Annotated in this window: 18 protein-coding genes and 2 tRNA genes; 10 read left to right on the top strand and 10 right to left on the bottom strand. The window is 46.2% G+C overall.

The features are described from left to right. Window positions 1-20 precede the first annotated feature (20 nt). Window positions 21-1676, top strand: a complete 1656-nt coding sequence (gene nadB, locus ICN35_RS10370) for an L-aspartate oxidase (protein WP_216127397.1) — start codon at window positions 21-23, stop codon at window positions 1674-1676. Window positions 1677-1686: 10 nt separating this feature from the next. Here nadB and nadC read toward each other — a convergent pair whose 3' ends face one another. The 4 genes from nadC to pgi are packed head-to-tail and all read right to left on the bottom strand — an operon-like array spanning window position 1687 to window position 6735. Then, complete coding sequence (gene nadC / locus ICN35_RS10375) at window positions 1687-2544, bottom strand: carboxylating nicotinate-nucleotide diphosphorylase (RefSeq protein WP_216127400.1); 858 nt, start codon at window positions 2542-2544, stop codon at window positions 1687-1689. Between the two features lie 38 nt (window positions 2545-2582). After that, window positions 2583-3710: a quinolinate synthase NadA gene (gene nadA / locus ICN35_RS10380; RefSeq protein WP_216127404.1), complete on the bottom strand. Its 1128-nt coding sequence runs from the start codon at window positions 3708-3710 to the stop codon at window positions 2583-2585. A gap of 39 nt (window positions 3711-3749) precedes the next feature. Beyond that, the gene (locus ICN35_RS10385) at window positions 3750-5147 is read right to left on the bottom strand and encodes a phosphomannomutase/phosphoglucomutase (protein WP_216127407.1); all 1398 of its coding nucleotides are present in this window, start codon (window positions 5145-5147) and stop codon (window positions 3750-3752) included. A gap of 55 nt (window positions 5148-5202) precedes the next feature. Then, window positions 5203-6735 (bottom strand): glucose-6-phosphate isomerase, encoded by a 1533-nt coding sequence (gene pgi, locus ICN35_RS10390; RefSeq protein ID WP_216127410.1) that lies wholly within the window; start codon window positions 6733-6735, stop codon window positions 5203-5205. A gap of 150 nt (window positions 6736-6885) precedes the next feature. Between pgi and ICN35_RS10395 the strand changes: the two genes are divergently transcribed. After that, window positions 6886-8031: an NAD(P)/FAD-dependent oxidoreductase gene (locus ICN35_RS10395; RefSeq protein WP_216127412.1), complete on the top strand. Its 1146-nt coding sequence runs from the start codon at window positions 6886-6888 to the stop codon at window positions 8029-8031. Between the two features lie 34 nt (window positions 8032-8065). Next, a tRNA-Ser gene (locus ICN35_RS10400) sits at window positions 8066-8155 on the top strand. A 40-nt stretch (window positions 8156-8195) separates the two neighbouring features. Here the strand turns inward: ICN35_RS10400 and ICN35_RS10405 are convergent. Next, complete coding sequence (locus ICN35_RS10405; protein WP_216860854.1) at window positions 8196-9155, bottom strand: hypothetical protein; 960 nt, start codon at window positions 9153-9155, stop codon at window positions 8196-8198. 6 nt (window positions 9156-9161) lie between these two features. Then, window positions 9162-10388 carry a CaiB/BaiF CoA-transferase family protein gene (locus ICN35_RS10410; RefSeq protein WP_216127413.1) on the bottom strand — a complete coding sequence of 409 codons (1227 nt, stop codon included), beginning with the start codon at window positions 10386-10388 and terminating at the stop codon, window positions 9162-9164. A gap of 75 nt (window positions 10389-10463) precedes the next feature. Here ICN35_RS10410 and ICN35_RS10415 point away from each other — a divergent pair, with 75 nt between their 5' ends. Both ICN35_RS10415 and ICN35_RS10420 read left to right on the top strand, forming a co-directional pair. Further along, complete coding sequence (locus tag ICN35_RS10415; RefSeq protein ID WP_216127414.1) at window positions 10464-11447, top strand: tripartite tricarboxylate transporter substrate binding protein; 984 nt, start codon at window positions 10464-10466, stop codon at window positions 11445-11447. Window positions 11448-11456: 9 nt separating this feature from the next. After that, window positions 11457-12254, top strand: a complete 798-nt coding sequence (locus ICN35_RS10420) for an enoyl-CoA hydratase/isomerase family protein (RefSeq protein ID WP_216127415.1) — start codon at window positions 11457-11459, stop codon at window positions 12252-12254. Window positions 12255-12284: 30 nt separating this feature from the next. Here the strand turns inward: ICN35_RS10420 and hemW are convergent, their stop codons facing one another. From hemW to rph, 3 genes are read right to left on the bottom strand one after another with little or no spacing between them, the layout of a single operon-like run. Then, entirely contained in the window at window positions 12285-13475 is a 1191-nt protein-coding gene (gene hemW, locus ICN35_RS10425; protein ID WP_216127416.1) for a radical SAM family heme chaperone HemW, read from the bottom strand. Further along, window positions 13468-14067, bottom strand: coding sequence for an RdgB/HAM1 family non-canonical purine NTP pyrophosphatase (gene rdgB, locus ICN35_RS10430; RefSeq protein ID WP_216127499.1), 600 nt, complete (start codon window positions 14065-14067; stop codon window positions 13468-13470). Before rdgB ends, hemW begins: the two co-directional genes overlap by 8 nt. A 20-nt stretch (window positions 14068-14087) precedes the next feature. Next, the gene (gene rph, locus ICN35_RS10435; protein ID WP_216127417.1) at window positions 14088-14828 is read right to left on the bottom strand and encodes a ribonuclease PH; all 741 of its coding nucleotides are present in this window, start codon (window positions 14826-14828) and stop codon (window positions 14088-14090) included. A 42-nt stretch (window positions 14829-14870) separates the two neighbouring features. Between rph and ICN35_RS10440 the strand changes: the two genes are divergently transcribed. From ICN35_RS10440 to ICN35_RS10455, 4 genes are all read left to right on the top strand, one after another. After that, window positions 14871-15800 (top strand): YicC/YloC family endoribonuclease, encoded by a 930-nt coding sequence (locus ICN35_RS10440; protein ID WP_216127419.1) that lies wholly within the window; start codon window positions 14871-14873, stop codon window positions 15798-15800. A gap of 30 nt (window positions 15801-15830) precedes the next feature. Further along, window positions 15831-16469 (top strand): guanylate kinase, encoded by a 639-nt coding sequence (gene gmk / locus ICN35_RS10445; RefSeq protein ID WP_216127420.1) that lies wholly within the window; start codon window positions 15831-15833, stop codon window positions 16467-16469. Between the two features lie 44 nt (window positions 16470-16513). Then, window positions 16514-16717 (top strand): DNA-directed RNA polymerase subunit omega, encoded by a 204-nt coding sequence (rpoZ, locus tag ICN35_RS10450; RefSeq protein ID WP_011902918.1) that lies wholly within the window; start codon window positions 16514-16516, stop codon window positions 16715-16717. A 144-nt stretch (window positions 16718-16861) separates the two neighbouring features. After that, a complete protein-coding gene (locus tag ICN35_RS10455; protein WP_370625685.1) occupies window positions 16862-19147 on the top strand; it encodes a bifunctional (p)ppGpp synthetase/guanosine-3',5'-bis(diphosphate) 3'-pyrophosphohydrolase in 2286 nt (761 codons plus the stop codon). Window positions 19148-19156: 9 nt separating this feature from the next. On the opposite strand, the gene greB is transcribed toward ICN35_RS10455, so the two are convergent. Then, complete coding sequence (gene greB / locus ICN35_RS10460) at window positions 19157-19657, bottom strand: transcription elongation factor GreB (protein ID WP_216127424.1); 501 nt, start codon at window positions 19655-19657, stop codon at window positions 19157-19159. A gap of 18 nt (window positions 19658-19675) precedes the next feature. Between greB and ICN35_RS10465 the strand changes: the two genes are divergently transcribed. Further along, window positions 19676-19752 (top strand) — tRNA-Arg (locus ICN35_RS10465). Window positions 19753-19795 lie beyond the last annotated feature (43 nt).

Genomic DNA, 19795 nt, shown 5'->3' on the forward strand with positions numbered 1-19795 from the left:
CCCTTTAGAATGATCCCTCTATGGCAAGTTCATCACCATCACCCTCCCAAAACCAAGCTGAGTTACCAGTTCTCATTATTGGGGCAGGATTAGCCGGATTAACCGTTGCTCTGCATATGGCTGAGAACCAGCCAGTCATCTTGATGGCCAAACGGGGCTTGAGTGAAGCTGCTACTGCTTGGGCCCAAGGTGGCATTGTTGGCGTGGTGGATAAAGAGCATGACAGTATTGACTCTCATGTGGCCGACACTATAGATGCCGGTGCTGGACTGGTAGTGGAGTCAACAGCTCGCTACATCGCCGAAGAGAGTGCTGAAGCCATTAAATGGTTAGTGGAGCAAGGCGTTCCCTTTACCGAAGATAAGTCTGGTCCCATGGGTTTGCATCTCACTCGTGAAGGTGGCCATAGTCATCGCCGGATCGCGCATGCTGCTGATGCAACTGGAAAGGCAATTCATGAAGTGTTGCTGGATAAAGCAAGAGCCCATAAAAATATCCGAATTTTGGAACATTGGATTGCACTCGATCTCATTACCAATCGTCAACTAGATGCTAAGACACAGCGTAGCAAGCCAAATCGGTGTTATGGCGTATATGCCTTAGATATTCAAAAGAATCGTGTTGAAACAATTGAAGCCAAGTCAGTAGTCTTAGCTACCGGTGGTGTTGGCAAAGTCTATCGCTACACTAGTAATCCTGATACTGCCACTGGCGATGGTATTGCCATGGCTTGGCGTGCAGGTTGCCGTGTTGGCAATATGGAATTTATTCAATTTCATCCTACCTGTTTGTATCACCCCAGTGATCGTACCTTCCTCATTACTGAAGCAATGCGTGGTGAGGGTGGCTTATTGAAACTGCCTGATGGCACTCGTTTTATGCCAGCCCATGATGAGCGCAATGAATTAGCTCCCCGCGATATCGTGGCGCGTGCCATCGACTTTGAAATGAAGAAGCATGGCCTTGATTATGTCCATTTAGATGCGACCCATCTTGGTGAAGCATTTATTAAAGAGCATTTCCCAATGATTTACGCGCGTTGCTTAAGTCTTGGCTTGGATATCACCAAAAAGCCAATACCGGTTGTACCTGCAGCGCATTACACCTGTGGTGGCGTCGTAACCGATCTCAAGGGCCGCACTGATTTACCAGGCCTATATGCAGTTGGTGAAGCAACCTACACAGGTTTGCATGGCGCCAATCGTTTAGCGAGTAATTCACTTCTCGAGTGCGTGGTGATTGGTAAAGCTGCAGCAGAAGATATCTCGAATCTAAAGACTCCAGTAATGCCACATCTTCCTCTTTGGGATGAGAGTCAGGTAGAAGATGCTGATGAGCAGGTGGTGATCTCTCATAACTGGGATGAATTACGTTCTTTGATGTGGAACTACGTTGGCATTGTGAGAACCAATCGCCGATTAGAGCGCGCGCTCCACCGAATTAAACTTCTCAGATATGAAGTGCAAGAATATTACGCCAACTTTAAAGTGACGCGAGATCTGATTGAGTTGCGGAACTTACTAGAGTGTGCTGAACTCATTGTCAGATCAGCACTCATGCGCAGAGAAAGCAGGGGATTGCATTACAGCCGCGATTACCCAGGTACTTGGGCGGTCTCATATCCAACGATTTTGACCCCTCAAGCTGAGGGTACTGAAAATCTGCCTGAAACCTAAAGAAAAATCTTTAACCCAGAATTCTCATCGAGAAATCTACGGCATTCACATCCTTGGTTAGCTTGCCTAGTGAGATGCGATCCACACCAGTAGCAGCAATCGCGCGCATCTGATCTAAATTAATCCCACCAGAAGCCTCTAGTAAGGCGCGACCATCCGTTAAAGCGACAGCTTGTTTCATTTGATCGGTATTGAAGTTATCAATCAAGATACTCTTGGCACCAGCAGCCAAAGCTTCTTCCAATTCCGCAAAGTTTTCTACTTCAATCTGAATCTCGACTCCAGCATTGAGTGCTTGGGCATTCTTTAAGGCTGCAGTAATACTACCTGCAGCAGCGATGTGATTCTCTTTAATGAGGATGCCGTGCCATAGTGCGAGTCGTTGATTTTGGCCCCCGCCTACACGAACCGCATACTTCTGCGCCTGACGTAAACCAGGAATTGTTTTGCGGGTATCCAATACAGTACAGCCTTTTGGATTAGGGCTGGCCCCGGCAATCGCATCAACGTGTTGACGAGTAATACTGGCAGTCCAAGATAAGGTTTGCAAGAAGTTAATGCAAGTACGCTCAGCAGACAGAAGGGCTTGAGAATCAGCTTCTATATCGCATACCTTAGTATCAGGCTTCATCAAGTCCCCTTCGATATAATGCCAAGTTACCTTTGCATTGGGATCGAGTTTCTTGAGCGTGCCTTCAAACCAATCTACACCGCAGAGCACTGCTTCTTGGCGAACAATTAGTTGTGCCTGCACTGTTTTATTGGGAACTAACTTGGCAGTCCAATCGCCCTTGCCAATATCTTCCATGAGCGCATCCTGAATATTGCGTTGGCGAGCTTGCTCTAAGGTTTCGTTGGTATCAAACATGAAAGAATTATTAATATATAAAACTAAAAGTAAAAAAGCTAAGCAGCGCCAATATTTTTGACAAAGCCATGCTGTGCTTTGGCTAAAAGATCAGGGTGGTTTTTAGTAAAGTCCAGCATGCGCTCAATACAAACCAAGGCTTTTGTTCGAGTGGGTTCTTCAACAAAGATTTCACCGGAAGTATTTTCCAGGCAATCTAAAATACCTTGAAGACCATTCATCGCCATCCAAGGACAGTGAGCGCAGCTCTTACAGGTGGCGCTATTACCGGCAGTGGGGGCCTCAATCAATTTCTTGTTAGGGGCTAACTGGCGCATGCGATGCAAGATACCCTTATCCGTGGCCACAATATATTCGCTTGCAGTACCTTCAACCACTGCTTTGATCATGGCTGAGGTTGAGCCAACGACATCAGCCAAATCAACCACAGCTTGGGGTGACTCGGGATGTACCAAGATCATGGCATTAGGGTGGGCGGCTTTGAGAATTTCTAATTCAGTCGCTTTAAATTCATCATGCACGATACAGGCACCATTCCATAACAACATATCAGCACCAGTCTGTTCTTGAATATACCTACCGAGATGTCGATCCGGTGCCCATAATATTTTTTTGCCTTCAACTTTAAGTTGATGCACGATTGCTAAGGCGCAAGAGCTAGTGACCATCCAATCCGCTTGTGCTTTAACTGCAGCACTCGTATTGGCATACACCACCACAACTCGATCAGGATGGTCTGCACGAAATTTGGCAAAGTCATTGGCATCACAACCAAGATCTAAGGAGCAGGTTGCATCTAAGTCTGGCATAAAGATACGTTTTTCAGGGCTGAGAATCTTTGCTGACTCACCCATAAAACGAACGCCGGCAACAATGAGATTCTTGGCAGGATGGTTCTTACCAAACCTTGCCATTTCTAGAGAGTCAGCTACAAAGCCACCAGTCTCCAAAGCCAAGTCTTGAATATCGCCATCAACATAGTAGTGAGCAATCAGAGCAGCATCTTTTTCAATCAAGAGCTGCTTGATGCGGGCAATGACAGTTGCTTTTTCAGGGGCTGCTAAATAAGGCGGGACCTTTGCCCATGCTTGGGCAGTACAGGTAACCCCAGCAGCATCTTGCTGAGGATAGTCAAAGGCAATCGGGGCGCTAACAGTTGAATTCATACGAAATCTTAATCCACTCCCGATATTTTTGCGTCGTCACTAAAACGGCAACTTCGCATCTGGCTTGGCAGCCAACAGTACAGCTTTAAACTCTGCCTGAATACGCTTAATCGCTTCTTCACTATCTGCTTCAAAGCGCATCACGACCACTGGAGTGGTATTGGAGGGTCTTGCTAAGCCAAAGCCGTCTGCATATTCCACGCGCACACCATCAATCGTATTAATCGATTGAGAGCTGGGGAACTTAGCATTGGCTTTAATGCTGTCTAGCAAAGTAAATGGCTCACCCTCTGCACAAGCGAGCTGTAGTTCTGGAGTGCAAATAGCATTAGGCAGTTCATTGAGCGTCTTGCTAGGATCTTTTTCTTTAGAGAGGATTTCTAAAAGACGAGCAGCTGTATAGAGACCATCATCAAAACCAAACCAACGGTCCTTAAAGAAGATGTGACCCGACATTTCACCAGCAAGGGGTGCACCAGTTTCTTTAAGCTTGGCCTTCACTAAAGAGTGACCGGTTTTCCACATCAAGGGTTCGCCACCATGCTGCTTAACCCAGGTGGCTAAGTTACGGGTACATTTCACGTCATAAATAATCTGACCGCCAGGATTTCTAGAGAGAACATCCTTAGCAAAAAGCATCATTTGACGATCTGGAAAAATCACTTGGCCATCTTTAGTCACAACACCTAAACGATCAGCGTCACCATCAAAGGCAAGACCTAATTCGTTATCCGTGTTTTGCAAATTTTTAATCAGGTCCTGAAGATTCTCAAGATGTGCTGGGTCAGGGTGATGATTGGGAAAATGACCATCGACTTCACAAAACAGCTCTTGTACTTCGCAACCGAGAGCCCTAAAGAGTTTGCCAGCAAACGCACCGCCAACGCCATTACCGCAATCGACGGCAATTTTCATCGGGCGTGAAATTTTGACATCACCTACGATGTACTTGAGATACATCGGGAAAATATCAAAGCTACTGCGAGTGCCGAGTTTATTAGATTCGTCAGCAGCAAATTGTTTGGCTTCAATACGTTTACGCAAGGCCTGAATCTGATCCCCATAAATCGCAGCACCACCTAGAACCATTTTGAAGCCGTTGTAGTTTGGTGGATTATGGCTACCGGTAATCATGATGCCGGACTTGGGCTGTTTACCATCAAGGATTTGATTCGCACCGAAGTAGACCATTGGGGTAGCAACCATACCCAGATCAATCACGTTAATGCCAGTGGAGAGTAGACCTTCAGTTAAGGCTTCAATCAGGCTCGGTCCAGATAAGCGACCATCACGACCAATCACAATTTCAGTCTCGCCAAGCTCGCGCATCTCAGTACCAAAGGCTTGACCAATGAGTTTGGCAATCGATGGATCTAAGGTTTCATTGATGATGCCGCGAATGTCATAAGCCTTAAAGATAGATGGAGAGAGTTGCATGAAACACCCTTAAATGAAAGGAAGCGCTGGGCGCAAAATAAAAAGATGGAAAAAATTAAGAATTTGAATTCAGGAAATTAATGCGCTCGGCAGTGATAGCATCCACACTCTCATTGGCAACAACTTGGTCTGAGCCACTCGCTAATGCCTTTTCAATTGGCTTTGCCAACACCTTCCCATACTCAACACCAGGTTGATCAAAGCTATTGATATTCCAGAGCGCACCCAAAGTAGCAGCACGGTTCTCGTACAAGGCTAGTAATGCACCTAAATAGAAAGCATTGAGTTCAGGCAGTAGTAGTAAGTTGCTTGGGCGCTTACCTGGATAAACATTATTTGGATTGTTATCAGTCTTGCCGTGCGCTAAAGCCTGAGCCTGAGCCAAGCAGTTCGATAACAAAATACGATGATGCGCTTCGGACTCAGGTCGAGCGCTCATGGGTTTGCGTACAGCAATAAAATCAATCGGAATGATCTCAGGACCTTGGTGGAATAGCTGGAAGTAGGAGTGTTGCGCATTGCTGCCCGCACTACCAAATACTACTGGTGAAGAATATTTCACTGGCTTACCATCTTTACCAACACTCTTGCCATTGCTTTCCATGTCCAGTTGTTGCAACCATTTCGGAAACCAATCTAAAGCATCTGCATAGGGAATGGCGGCATACGCCTTGATACCATGCTTTTCTTGTTGATACAGTAAAGCTAGCGCCATGATGACGGGTAGATTATTTTCTAGGGGTACATTCTTAAAATGCAAATCCATTGCATGTGCACCAGCCAAAAATTCCTCAAAGGTCTTAAAGCCATATTGCAAGGCAATGGGTAAGCCTACTGCTGACCAAACAGAGTAACGGCCGCCAACCCAATCCCAGAATGGAAAGATATGATCATCTGCTATACCAAACTCTTTGGCAGCAGGTACATTAGCAGTTACCGCAAATAAGGCTTTAGTAATCTGACCTTTTGTGCAGTTGTTATCTTTCAACCAAGCGACTACTGCCTTGGCATTCATGGTGGTCTCTAGGGTCGTAAAGGACTTTGAAACAATAATCACGCGAGTGCTATTGGGTTGTGCGCGATCCAGAATCCGGGCTAATTCAGCGGTATCAATATTAGCTAGAAAATGCATCCGCATGCCACGATTCTCAATGTCGGGCACATGGGCTAGTGCTTCAATGGCCAAGCGTGGTCCAAAGTCTGAACCACCAATACCAATGTGAATAACATCGGTAACACCAACCCATTTATTGCAGAGCGCTTCAATCCTTCGCCAAACATCCGTCACGGCAGGCATGACATCTTGTCCGTCTAAGATAACTGGCGATTTTGAAAGGTTACGCAGTGCTGAATGCAGAGCGGGGCGATCTTCACTTTGGTTGATATGCTTGCCAGCGAACATATCAGCGATAAATTCTGGAAGCTTAGACTTACGCGCTAGCTTAAATAGATCAGACCAATTATTAGAATCAATCCCTTGATAGGCCGTATCTAAAACAACATCGACTGCAGTGTGCGCTCCATTCGGCATGCTGCCGTGGAGGTTTTGAGCACTGTGCACGTTGTTCGAATCTGGCTTTGAAGACATATCTTGATTTTATCAATAGGGGGGTCAAAAACCCCTAAAACACTGAAAATGTTAGGATTTCGGTATATTGAGTGTCATCAAATAGTCATAAATAGAGATAAATAGATCAGCAAGTAAGTAAATAGACAAAACGAATATAGGCGGGGATGGATGGAGCAGGTTGATTGTGTTGTTGTGGGTGCTGGTGTCGTCGGACTCGCTGTCGCCCGTGAAATGGCACTTCAAGGTCGCGAGACCATCTTGCTTGAGCGCGAAAGTGCGTTTGGCACCATCAGCAGCGCCCGAAATAGCGAGGTGATTCATGCCGGCATCTACTATCCCAAGGACTCACTCAAAGCCAAACTTTGTGTAGAGGGGAATCGCCTACTCTATGACTATTGCCGCAGTCATCAAGTAGCCACTCAGCCTTACGGCAAGCTCATTGTCGCTGCTGATGAAACACAGATTGATGACTTGCAAGCGATTCTCTACAAAGCCCAAAATAATGGCGTACCAGAGATCAAAATGATTTCAGGTAATGAAGCATTAGCGCTAGAGCCTAAACTCAGATGTGTGGCAGCGATTTTGTCTGCCACTACCGGTATTGTCGATAGCCATAGTTATATGCTCTCGCTGTTGGGTGGCTTTGAAGATGCGGGTGGTATGGTCGCCTATCAATCACCATTAGTAAGTGTGAAGCCTGTTGGCAAAAATGCGGAAGGTGGATATGAATTACTTGTTGGTGCTGCCGATGGCGCTGATAGCATGAGAATTCAGACAAAGTTACTCATCAATTGTGCCGGCATGAGTGCGCCAGCAGTAGCTCACAAAATTGAAGGACTCAAGCAAGAGCAAATACCTAAAGCCTATTTTGCAAAAGGTAACTACTTTTCTTTATCTGGTAAATCGCCATTCACGCATTTGATTTATCCCATTCCTGAGCCTGGAGGTTTAGGAGTTCATCTGACTTTAGATATGGCTGGCCAAGCTAAGTTTGGGCCTGATGTGGAATGGTTGGATATTGATGCTGAAGAGCAAATTGATTACACCGTTAACCCAAAGCGAGGAGAGGGCTTCTATGAGGCTGTGAGACGCTATTGGCCAGACCTTAAAGATGGTTCCTTGCAACCTGATTACTCTGGGGTGAGAGCCAAAATTGTTCCTGTCAATGCTCCAGCAGGAGACTTTTGCTTCAATAGTCCACAAGACCATGGCCTGCATGGGCTCTACAACCTTTATGGCTTTGAGTCCCCAGGGCTCACTTCTAGCCTTGCTATTGCGAAGCATTTAGAAGAGCAAATCAAAAAGTCTTTATAATCTGGGGCTTGAATCAAATCTGATTCCAGCGAATGGAAGAGTGGCAGAGCGGTTGAATGCACCAGTCTTGAAAACTGGCGAGGATGAAAGTCCTCCGTGAGTTCGAATCTCACCTCTTCCGCCAAAATATCAAATGAAAAGGGGCTCAGTAGCCCTTTTTTGATTTAGAAACTGGCTGCCAAGCCAATTGAAGTGCCTCTCACATTCAGGCCGAACTGGTAGCGGAATACAAGACGTATCCTGCTGAATATGGGATCTGATGCACTTCGATCCAGCTCAATACCAGTTCCGAGAGACGACAGCGAGCTAAATCCGAGTGTTCCACGTAAATCGCCTAAAAATTGAGTATTGGCTACTTCAAAAACTGCTCTGAGCGGTCTGTCTAGTGCCATAAAAGGCGTGGGAATTCTGCTGCGTGCCCAAAACGATAGACTTTGTGAATCGGCGGATCCTTGAACTGCGGTGGAGCTATCAAAAGTTTGGATGCCAATATTGGTGTAACGCAATTCGATATCAATTTCTTGATCAGGTTTGTAGTTCTCATAATCTAGCATTACTGATCCTCCTAACCCATAGGAGTTCATCCGACCACTATTAATAAACTGTAAATTGATGTCACGATTATTGTTGATATAACGTGTGGCAATAGAAGCATCACTTTCTAAATGTCCAAGCATGACATTAGCTATGGGCCTAAAACGTAATTGATCTGTAATAGGGAAGTCCCAGCCGATACCGCCTGTTCCAGTGATGCTATTCCAATACATGGGTATGTTCACAGAGCTATTGCCAACCCCGTCAGTAAATGTTGGGTTATAGCGATTGAATGCTATTGTTCCTTCCATATAGAGTGGGAAATTGGCGCTAATACGATCTCCTCCGCCTAGTGAAGTCATTTGTAAGTCAGATCTACCGCTGCTGCTTGAATTGATTTTTAGATTTCCTGTGGTGACATCTGGTGTGAGCGAGTACCCAGTGATCGTCATCAAAGCATCTGCACGCTTTTTTAAATAGTTGGTGCCCGCATCCTGAAGGGGTGTCTGCGCATTCACAGGATGCGTGATGCATAAAAGATATAGGGCTAATAAATATAAATGTTTCACTGATGGGTAAATATAAAACACCACAATCTATGGTTTAAATGCCCCGCCAGCTTCGAGCGCCTTGAGTTCATCACCAGTAATATCCAGCTCTGCTAATAATTCACTAGTATGTTCACCCAATAAAGGGGGATGCTTATGAACTTGTTGCGGCGTACCCATCAGCTTGACTGCAAAACCAATATTAGGAACCTTGCCTTCAATTGGGTGATCAATTTCCATGCGCATATTACGATGGCGACCATGCTCGCTATTAAAGGCCTGCGGATAAGTATTGATCGGACCCGCTGGAATGCCTGCAGCTAATAAAGTATCCACCCATTCATCACTCGTTTTACTGATAAACGTTTTTTCAAGTTCAGCTGCTAACTCAATACGATTGGCCAAGCGTAAAGGATTGGTTTTAAAGCGCTCATCCTCAAAGAGTTCCGAGCGTCCAATCTTTTCACAAAGAAGCTTCCAAAGTTTTTGATTAGTGGCACCCATCACGAAGTAGCCATCAGAGGCTTTCATAGCTTGGTAAGGAGCGCTCATATGATTGGCTGTGCCCAATTTATAGGGCTCAACACCCGTTCCCCAGTATTGCGCCGTATCCCAAATAGAAAACGCTAATGCAGAATCGAATAGGGAGGCGTCAATAAATTGCCCCTCACCAGATTTGGTTTTGCCAATATAAGCAGACAAAATTCCATAAACCGCAAACAGAGCGCAACCGATATCAGCTACTGGCACGCCCGCCTTAACCGGCGGACCATCGGGGTAGCCAGTAACACTCATCACGCCAGACATGGCTTGCGCCATCAAATCAAAACCAGGACGATCTGCCCAGGGCCCTGTTTGTCCAAAGCCAGAGATGCTGGCATAGACCAAGCCGGGATTGATCTTTTGCAGCGTGGGGTAGTCAATCCCGAGTTTTTTCATCACGCCGGGGCGATAGTTCTCTACTAAGATATCGGCAGTTTTAACAAGCTCAAAGAATACTTTTTTCCCTGCTTCTGTTTTGAGATTGAGGGTAAGACTGCGTTTATTACGATTCATGTTCAGAAAGCCCATGCTATCTGAGCCTTTCATCTTAAATCCCATGGCAGCTCGAGTTTGATCACCAGTGCCCGGTGGTTCAATCTTGATGACATCAGCGCCCAAGTCAGCCAAGAGCATGCAGCAGTAGGGACCAGCCATTACTTGGCTCACATCCAGCACTCTCACTCCAGATAGGGGGAGGGGTTTAGTGCCTGCTTTCGTAGGTGTTTTCGTCATTGTCTCGATGGTTTATATATGTTTAGAATGAAGTTCTAATAGTATCAAACACATTAAAACAATATTGGAGGCATTATGTTCCTGAAACCCTTGGCGCTTCGTAGCTTAGTGGCATTAGCGCTAGGAGCTTATTCATGGCTCGCTCTTGCACAAGCATCCTTTCCAACAAAACCGATTCGCTTGATTGTCGGTTTTGCTCCTGGTGGCGGCACTGATATTGTCGCTCGTGCCATTGCCCCAAAAATGAGTGAGATCCTTGGTCAGAGTGTGATTGTGGAAAACAAATCAGGTGCTGCGGGAACGATTGCTGCAGACCAGATCGCTAAATCTACTCCGGATGGCTATACCTTGTTAGTGGGGCATTCCAATTCCAATGCAATCGCACCATTTGTATTGACTAATGTGCCATACAACCCAGCGACAGATTTCACGCCAATTACCTATCTCGGTTATGTACCAAACGTTTTAGTCGTGAAGTCTTCATTGCCGGTGAACTCAGTAGCGCAGCTCATCTCATTAGCTAAGGCCAACCCAGGTCAAATGACTTACGGCTCCTCTGGTATTGGCAGTACTCAGCACTTAGCTGGTGCTTTGTTTGGAAAGATTGCAGGTATTCAGATCAATCATGTGCCATACAAAGGCAGTGGCCAAGCCATTATTGATTTGCTCGGTGGTCAAATCACGATGAACTTTGACACTTTACCGCCGAACTTACAGCAAATTAAAGACGGTAGCTTAAAAACCTTGGCAATCTCAACACCCAAGCGTTTATCGATTCTTCCCAATGTTCCAACCTTCAACGAGGTAGGCATCACTGGTTTTGATGTGACTAACTGGTATTCCATCATGGGGCCAAAAGGAATGGATCCAGTAGATGTGAATAAGATTGACCAGGCTGTTAAAGCGGCGATGGCTGATCCTCAAATTAAGAAAACATTGGATTCGCAAGGCTTGCAACCTGAAGGCCCAGTAACACCGGCAGCATTTAGCCTCTTTTTAACAGCTGAGCTTGCTAAGTACCAACGTTTGGTCAAGAGCCTGAACATCAAGGCTGAATAAGTTTCACGCATGACACAAAAAGAGCTAGACGCTAAGGCCGCACAAGTCACTATCGAGTTGCGTGACAAGATTGCGTACATTACCTTTGATCATGTCGCTGCGCGCAATGCGATGACGGTTGAGATGTACCAAAGTCTCAAAACAATCTGTGAGGATCTTGCCAAGAATCCAAGTATTCGTGTTGCTATCTTTCGGGGTGCAGGCGGTAAGTCTTTTGTCTCGGGTAGCGACATCGCTCAATTCACTAGCTTTAAAGATGGGGAAGATGGTATTCGATATGAAGAGGCAATACATGACTATCTCAACCCCTTAGCATTACTTCCGATCCCAACCATTGCTGTAATTGATGGCATGGCAGTCGGCGGTGGCCTAGCAATTGCGACTTGCTGTGATTTTAGGATCTCCACGCCAGATGCCAAGTTTGGTGTTCCCATTGCTAGAACTCTTGGTAATTGTCTTTATCCCGGCAATATCGCCTGGTTAGCCGCTCATATGGGTATGAATATTGTTAGGCGCATGCTTCTCTTGGCTGAGATGGTTTCGGCTAAGGAGTTGCATGCTCAGGGTTACTTACTGGCAATCCATGATGCGGATCGGCTTGATAAAGAAGCGGATGTCCTGGCTGAACGCTTATCCAAACTGGCCCCGATTACCCAAAAAGCAAGTAAGCTGGCGATGGCGAGGATTATTGCTAATCAACTTCCAGACTGCCAAGACCTGATTCGTGAAACTTACGGCAGCGATGATTTCAAAAACGGCGTCGCTTCGTTTTTAAAGGGTGAGCTACCAATTTGGGTTGGCAAGTAATTAGAATGTAAGTCAGATGAGCAAATCAGCTCAATCTAAAAATACCTCTTGCAGATTATTTAAGTAGCGCAAGCCTAATGCTGTGGCTTTGAGCTTGCTGGGGTTCTCATCCAACAAGCCTTTTTTGCTTGCTTCGGCTAAGCCTTTGCTAATGACGCTTAAAGGCAGACCAGTGCGCTCACTAAAGGTATTGGTGTCAACACCATCGGTCAAGCGCAGGGTGTTGAGCATAAATTCAAAAGGTAGATCTTTAGCCTCAATCTCCTTGGATTCAATCAAGGCATTGCCTTTGCCTTCCATAGCAGACATATAGGTATCTGGATGACGCTCTCTTACTTGACGGGTAACTTTATCTGGGAAAGAAATTTTTCCATGAGCGCCAGCACCAATGCCAATGTAGTCACCAAAGCGCCAATAATTAAGATTGTGTTTGCATTCTTGAGCCTTCTTGGCATAAGCAGAAACTTCGTAGCGCTTGTAGCCAGCCTTAGCTAGTAGATCGAGATTCTGTTCAAAGATGGCATCAATTTCATCATCACTAGGTAGTTTTGGCGGAAAGCTGGCGAAGTAAGTATTAGGCTCTAGTGTGAGATTGTAAAAAGACAAATGAGGTGTCTTGAAGGACAAGGCAGTTTCAACGTCAGCTTTTGCAGCCTCGAGACTTTGATTGGGTAAGCCATACATCAGGTCTAGGTTGACCGATTTGAAGTTATCTAAAGCAATCTGAATAGCCCGTTTAGCTTCTTCGCCATTGTGAATACGTCCCAAAGCCTTTAGTTGCTCATCTTGAAAACTTTGTATACCTATAGATACTCGGTTGATGCCACACTTCGCAAAAGCGGCAAACTTATTAGCCTCAATTGATCCAGGATTGGCCTCCATCGTGATCTCAGCATCTGCATCTAAATTGATGCGAGCACGAATGGCAGAGAGTAATTCATCCATACTTTCGGGTGATAAGAGGCTGGGTGTACCACCACCAATAAAAATACTGTGCACTTGTCGACCCCATATATTGGGAAGCTCAGTTTCTAGATCGGCAATCAATGCTTTGATGTAGCGCTGCTCATCAAAGCCAGACTTATTGCTGGTCCCTTCTTTAATCTGATGGGAGTTGAAATCACAATAAGGACACTTCTTTTCACACCAAGGGAAGTGGATATAGAGGGATAAAGGAGGAAGTGCTGTTAGCGAAACAGCATTGGCTTGCAACTTAGGCACGGCTAGATCGAGTCTGCAATTGAATAATCAGCTCACGCAGGGCTTGACCACGATGGCTAATGGCATTCTTCTTCTCGGGTTTCAACTCTGCGGCTGTAAGGCCTAATTCTGGCAGAAAGAAATACGGATCATAGCCAAAGCCATTAGTACCTTTTGGATCATCAATTAATGTTCCATACCACCGCGTTTGTACGATCATGGGTTCTGGATCATCAGCGCTGTTGACAAATACTAAAGCGCAAACATAATGTGCGCCGCGATTGATTTGCCCCTTTAATTCCTGAATTAACTTTTGATTATTAGCAGCATCATTCGCTGGCTCTCCAGCGAAACGCGCTGATAAAACGCCAGGTTGACCATTTAATACATGTGCGCAAATGCCAGAGTCATCAGCCAATGCCGGCAGACCGCTAGCTGCGCTAGCATGACGTGCTTTAGCAAGCGCATTCTCTATAAAAGTGTGATGAGGTTCTTCTGCAGAGGGGATACCCAATTCGCCTTGGGGAATGACTTGGAAATTTAAGGGTGCAAGAAGTGCCTGAAACTCCCGTACCTTGCCAGCGTTATTGGACGCGAGAACCAGCTTTTGGATCATGCTTGTTTATTCTCTATTCATTTCAATGCATCAATCTGTAATTGAGTCAGCTCTTGAATGCCGTGCTCCGCTAAATCTAATAGGGCAGTCAGCTCACTTCTAGAGAATGCTGCGCCCTCTGCAGTACCTTGTACCTCAATCATGCCGCCTTTACCGGTCATGACCACATTCATATCGGTATCGCAAGAAGAATCCTCTGGGTAATCTAAATCCAAAACGGGAACGCCTTGATAGATGCCAACGGAAATTGCGGCTACGCTATCGATGATGGGATCTTGAGTGAGCGCACCACTTTTGAGTAATTGATTGACCGCATCACGCGCAGCTACATAAGCGCCAGTGATAGAAGCGGTACGAGTACCACCATCGGCTTGCAAAACATCGCAATCTAAATGGATGGTACGTTCACCCAAGATTTCTAAATTAAAGATGCTGCGCATAGCGCGACCAATGAGACGCTGGATTTCTTGAGTACGACCCGATTGTTTGCCGCGGGCTGCTTCACGATCGCTGCGAGTATGAGTGGATCGAGGCAGCATGCCGTACTCCGCAGTGACCCAGCCTTCACCTGAGCCACGTTTGTGGGGCGGCACTTTATCGAGAATGCTGGCAGTACACAAAACCTTGGTATCACCAAAGGCAATCAGCACAGAACCTTCAGCATGCTTGGTAAAGCTTCTAGAGATCGTGACAGGGCGCAAGTCTTTGGGCTTACGACCGCTGGGACGAGAGATATTGGCTGAATTTGGGCTGCTCATGGGTTTGTCCTAAAGTGGCTATAAAGAATCTACAATGTCCATATGATATCGAGCATGACTGGTTATGGCAGCGCTTCTCGCCAAGTCTCCTTAGGGGCTGGCGTTGTGGCTGATCTGCAGGTGGAATGTCGGGCTGTAAACAGCCGCTTTCTGGATTTAGGCTTTCGTCTTCCGGATGAGTGCCGAGGAGCTGAACCTGCCTTACGAGAAATGGCGACCCATAGTCTTTCTCGGGGCAAGGTAGAGTTTCGGGCAGCATGGCGAGTCAATAGCGGCGCTGCTGGTGCGGCTAAGAGTAATCCTCATGCGCTAGGGGCGCTTCAGCAAGATCGCCTGGATGCACTCTACACCCTCCAAGAAAAAGCCCAGGAAGCATTTCCGAAAGCCCAAGAGCTTAGTATTGCCGAAGTTCTGCGTTGGCCAGGCATTGTTTCAGAGCCTCGAGGCGAAGAGGAAGGTTGGATTGCCGCAACGGTGGAAGCGGGGCGCGCCGCTTTGGATGCGTTGATAGAAAGTCGCAACTCTGAAGGTAAAGCGCTGGTTGGTGTGCTAACCAATATCACTAACAAGATGCGCGAGATTGTGAAGGTAATCGAACCCAAGGTTCCAGAATACGTTTCTCAGTATCAAGAAAAGCTAACCGAACGCCTATCTGAAGCATTAGCTGCCCAAGAACAAGCTAAGTCTGGTACTGAGCTCATGGAGCGTATTCGACAAGAGGTCGTTCTCTATGCGGTGCGAATTGATATTGCTGAAGAGTTTGCAAGACTCAAGACTCATCTGCAAGCAGTTGATACTGCTCTGGCTGGTAAAGGTCCGGTTGGTAAGCGTTTGGATTTTCTGATGCAAGAACTTAATCGTGAGGCCAATACCTTAAGCTCTAAGTCTGTTTCGGAGGAATGCACCCAAGCTGCTTTAGAGCTCAAACTGTTGATTGAGCAAATGCGCGAGCAAGTGCAAAACCTAGAATAGTGAATAATTCGTAATCCACTCCATTGATTGATGACTAATTCTATTTTGACCCCTTCTTATCAAGGCAGCATGCTCATGATTGTTGCGCCCTCTGGCGCAGGCAAGTCATCTTTAGTGAATGCCCTACTAAAAGAAGATGCAGGTCTCAAGCTTTCTTTATCCACTACAACCCGCGCACCAAGGTCTGGTGAAGTCGACGGTAAAGATTATCGATTTGCTACTAAAGAAGAGTTCATTGCTGAAAGAGATCAAGGTCACTTTTTAGAATGGGCAGAAGTGCATGGCCATTTTTATGGAACTTCAAAACCTTGGATTGAATCTCAAATGCAAGCTGGTAGCGATGTCATGCTGGAGATTGATTGGCAGGGGGCGCAACAGATTCGAAAACTGATTCCCTCTGTACAGTGGATCTTTATTTTCCCTCCCTCGATAGAAGCTTTAGAAGAGCGTTTACGCAAAAGAGGGCAAGATGATGAAGCGACGATTCAGAGACGTTTAGCAGCAGCGCATATAGAGCTGATGCATGCCCACGAGGCAGATTACATTGTGGTGAATGATTCTTTTGACCAGGCCCTGATGGACCTAAAGCATATTTTGGCCTCCAGTCGCCTTCGTTCTGGACCCAGTATGGCCCGAAATCCAGCTCTTTTAAGGCGCCTTGGGGTCTAATCAGTTATCCTATAGGTATTGAAGCTAAATTAAGTGAGTTCAGCATGGCCCGTATTACTGTAGAAGATTGCCTTAAAACCATTCCTAATCGTTTTGAACTGGTATTGGCTGCGACCTATCGCGCACGTCAATTAGTTCAAGGTCACTCCCCACGTGTTGAGTCCAGAGATAAAGCTACGGTTGTTGCTTTGCGTGAAGTAGCCGCTGGTGTAACTGACCGTGACATGTTGACCAAAGTTCCTTTGTAATAAAGGAGTTCCGGTGTGGAGCTCCCTTTAGGAACGACCAAGACATCGGAATTAGTAGGAGGGGTCTCGCCCAATGAGGTCTCCTTAGGGGTAGTGCAAACTGATCTTCCTGTAGATCTTTTAAGTACCCCATCAGATACACCCATTATTGCCAGCAATCATAACGGTAAGAAGTCCGTTATAGCGAGTTTATTGGCGCAATCTAGCCGCCATTTATTCGGGCCTACTTCGGCACCGAGTCTTCCTCTAAAGCATCAAGTTGTATCGATTGAGGGTCTGCTCTCTAAGTTGAGTTATCTCAAGCCTGAAGAAATCTCGCAAGTTAAAAAAGCCTTTCAGTTTTCTGATGCGGCTCACTTAGGTCAATACCGTCATAGTGGGGAGCCATATATTACTCATCCAGTAGCGGTAGCAGAGCTTTGTGCTACATGGCGTTTAGATGCGCCCTCGATCATGGCTGCGCTCTTGCATGATGTGATTGAAGATACAGGTAGTACTAAAGCAGATCTGGTAGAGAAGTTTGGCACCAAAGTTGCAGAGCTGGTTGAAGGTCTTACCAAACTCGATAAGCTCGAGTTTCAGAGTCATGCAGAAGCGCAAGCGGAGAGTTTCCGTAAAATGTTCATGGCGATGGCGCGCGATGTCCGTGTAATTTTGGTGAAGTTGGCCGACCGCACTCACAATATGCGCACCCTAGACGCTGTACCGATGGAAAAGCGCCGTAGGGTAGCCGCTGAGACCATTGAGATTTATGCGCCGATTGCTCACCGTCTTGGTTTAAATATTATCTATCGAGATTTGCAAGATCTTAGCTTTCGTTATTCCATGCCGATGCGCTTTCGTGTCATTGAGGGTGCTGTTAAACGTGCCCGAGGTAACCGTAAAGAAATGGTTGAAAAGATTTTGCAGACTTCTCGTATGGCTTTTGCAAAAGCAAACTTAGACGTTGATCTTCGAGGCCGTGAGAAGACTTTATATAGTATCTATAACAAGATGCGTAGTAAGCAGGTGAGCTTCTCCCAAGTTTTAGATGTCTATGCATTCCGTGTCACTGTGAGCAGTATTGATGAGTGTTATCGTGCGCTCGGAATCCTACATTCGCTATATAAGCCCATGCCTGGCAAATTCAAGGATTACATTGCGATTCCAAAATTGAATGGCTATCAATCTTTGCATACCACTTTACTCGGCCCATCTGGTGTACCAGTAGAGTTTCAGATACGTACAACCGATATGCATGCTGTAGCAGAAGCAGGTGTCGCGGCTCACTGGGCTTATAAAGACGGCTCTCCCGATATGAGCGAGGTACAAAATCGCGCTCACCAATGGTTACAGTCCTTGATTGATATTCAGGATAGTAGCGGCGACTCTCAAGAATTCTTAGAACACGTCAAGATTGATTTATTCCCCGATGCAGTTTATGTATTCACACCAAAAGGGCAAATTCGTGCGCTCCCGCGGGGTGCAACTGCCTTAGACTTTGCTTACTCTATTCATAGCGATTTAGGCAATACTTGTGTAGCAGTCAAAATCAATGGCTTGCAATTACCACTACGAAGCGAACTTAAGAATGGCGACATCATTGAGGTGGTGACCTCAGCCAATTCTCAACCTAATCCCGGTTGGTTGGCATTTGTTCGTACCGGTAAAGCGCGTGCTTCGATTCGCCATTCACTCAAAACCAAGCACTATTCAGAATCTCTCCAGTTGGGCGAAAGATTGCTTGCAAATAGTTTGCGTCAACAAGGAGTAGATGCTGGATTGCTGAGTCCTGAGGTTTGGGAGAAGCTCATGCATTGGACGGGTGATAAAACACGTGAGGAAGCCTGCGTCAATATTGCTTTGGGTCGTCGCTCACCCCAAGAGCTGGCGATTCGTCTCAAAATTTTAGTGGATGACGAGGGTGGCGGCGAACAGATACGTCTTGGCGCGGTAGATTGGGTAGCTCCCCATCAAGAAACACACCATCATCAGCTTCAAGCAATCTTAGTCGATGGTCGCGAAGGTAACTCGATTAGTTTTCAATCCTGCTGCCATCCTATTCCTGGCGACAATATTATTGGTTACCTTGGCAAAGGCGAAGGTTTACAAGTGCATATTAATGACTGTCCTATTGCCTTACGGATGCTATCTAAAGACGGTGATAAGTGGGTGGAAGTTGAGTGGAGTAAAGAACTCAATCGGGAGTTTGAGGTTGACTTAGCAATTGATACGCGTCAAGGTAAGGGGGTATTGGCCCGGGTGGCTAGTAGCGTGACTTCTGCAGATTCCAACATCATGAATGTATCTATGGATGATCGCTTCAAGGAAGACTCGGTCACCATTCGCTTTACGATCCAAGTTTATGATCGACTGCACTTATCTAAAGTCATGCGCAGTTTACGGGCTAATCCTGATGTCATGCGCGTTACCCGTACTCGCGCACTTTAAAAAGTTCACCTAGAGATACTGCACGTCTAGGATTTCTATTTCAGCATGACCATTAGGTGTTTGAATCGAGACACAGTCACCAAGCCTGGCTTTAATTAGAGCCTTAGCTATCGGCGAAACCCAACTGACATGATTTTTCTCTAAATCAACTTCATCAACACCAACGATGGTGATCGTAGTTTCTTTGCCGGCATCTTTACCCTCCAGAGATGAGTAGGTCACGCTTGCTCCAAAGAAAATCTGTTCGGCATCCGCATCACCGGATTTTCGAGCAGAATTGTCGACCACCACGGCAAATTCAAGCCGTTTGTTTAAGAAACGAATCCGCCGATCGATCTCCCGTAGTCGCTTTTTTCCATAGATATAGTCCCCGTTTTCTGAGCGGTCGCCGTTACTTGCTGCCCAGTGGACCACCTTAACAACCTCCGGCCTATCAAGGTTTAAGAGCTGCAATAGCTCGGCTTTGATCCGCTCATGACCGGCTGGGGTAATGTAGTTCTTCTCTTCCATGGCATAATTATGGCTGTTGCGGCTGTAGCTCAGCTGGATAGAGTACTTGGCTACGAACCAAGGGGTCGTGGGTTCAATTCCTGCCAGCCGCACCACCTCATATAGGGGCCTAGTTAAAAAACTGGGCCCTTTTTCATT

Source organism: Polynucleobacter sp. es-GGE-1 (assembly GCF_018882005.1).
GTDB lineage: Bacteria > Pseudomonadota > Gammaproteobacteria > Burkholderiales > Burkholderiaceae > Polynucleobacter.

Excerpts from the sequence above, each read along its gene's own strand:
- nadB (WP_216127397.1), top strand. The coding sequence starts at position 21 with ATGGCAAGTTCATCACCATCACCCTCCCAAAACCAAGCTGAGTTACCA.
- nadC (WP_216127400.1), bottom strand. The coding sequence starts at position 2,544 with ATGTTTGATACCAACGAAACCTTAGAGCAAGCTCGCCAACGCAATATT.
- nadA (WP_216127404.1), bottom strand. The coding sequence starts at position 3,710 with ATGAATTCAACTGTTAGCGCCCCGATTGCCTTTGACTATCCTCAGCAA.
- ICN35_RS10385 (WP_216127407.1), bottom strand. The coding sequence starts at position 5,147 with ATGCAACTCTCTCCATCTATCTTTAAGGCTTATGACATTCGCGGCATC.
- pgi (WP_216127410.1), bottom strand. The coding sequence starts at position 6,735 with ATGTCTTCAAAGCCAGATTCGAACAACGTGCACAGTGCTCAAAACCTC.
- ICN35_RS10395 (WP_216127412.1), top strand. The coding sequence starts at position 6,886 with ATGGAGCAGGTTGATTGTGTTGTTGTGGGTGCTGGTGTCGTCGGACTC.
- ICN35_RS10410 (WP_216127413.1), bottom strand. The coding sequence starts at position 10,388 with ATGACGAAAACACCTACGAAAGCAGGCACTAAACCCCTCCCCCTATCT.
- ICN35_RS10415 (WP_216127414.1), top strand. The coding sequence starts at position 10,464 with ATGTTCCTGAAACCCTTGGCGCTTCGTAGCTTAGTGGCATTAGCGCTA.
- ICN35_RS10420 (WP_216127415.1), top strand. The coding sequence starts at position 11,457 with ATGACACAAAAAGAGCTAGACGCTAAGGCCGCACAAGTCACTATCGAG.
- rph (WP_216127417.1), bottom strand. The coding sequence starts at position 14,828 with ATGAGCAGCCCAAATTCAGCCAATATCTCTCGTCCCAGCGGTCGTAAG.
- ICN35_RS10440 (WP_216127419.1), top strand. The coding sequence starts at position 14,871 with ATGATATCGAGCATGACTGGTTATGGCAGCGCTTCTCGCCAAGTCTCC.
- gmk (WP_216127420.1), top strand. The coding sequence starts at position 15,831 with ATGACTAATTCTATTTTGACCCCTTCTTATCAAGGCAGCATGCTCATG.
- rpoZ (WP_011902918.1), top strand. The coding sequence starts at position 16,514 with ATGGCCCGTATTACTGTAGAAGATTGCCTTAAAACCATTCCTAATCGT.
- greB (WP_216127424.1), bottom strand. The coding sequence starts at position 19,657 with ATGGAAGAGAAGAACTACATTACCCCAGCCGGTCATGAGCGGATCAAA.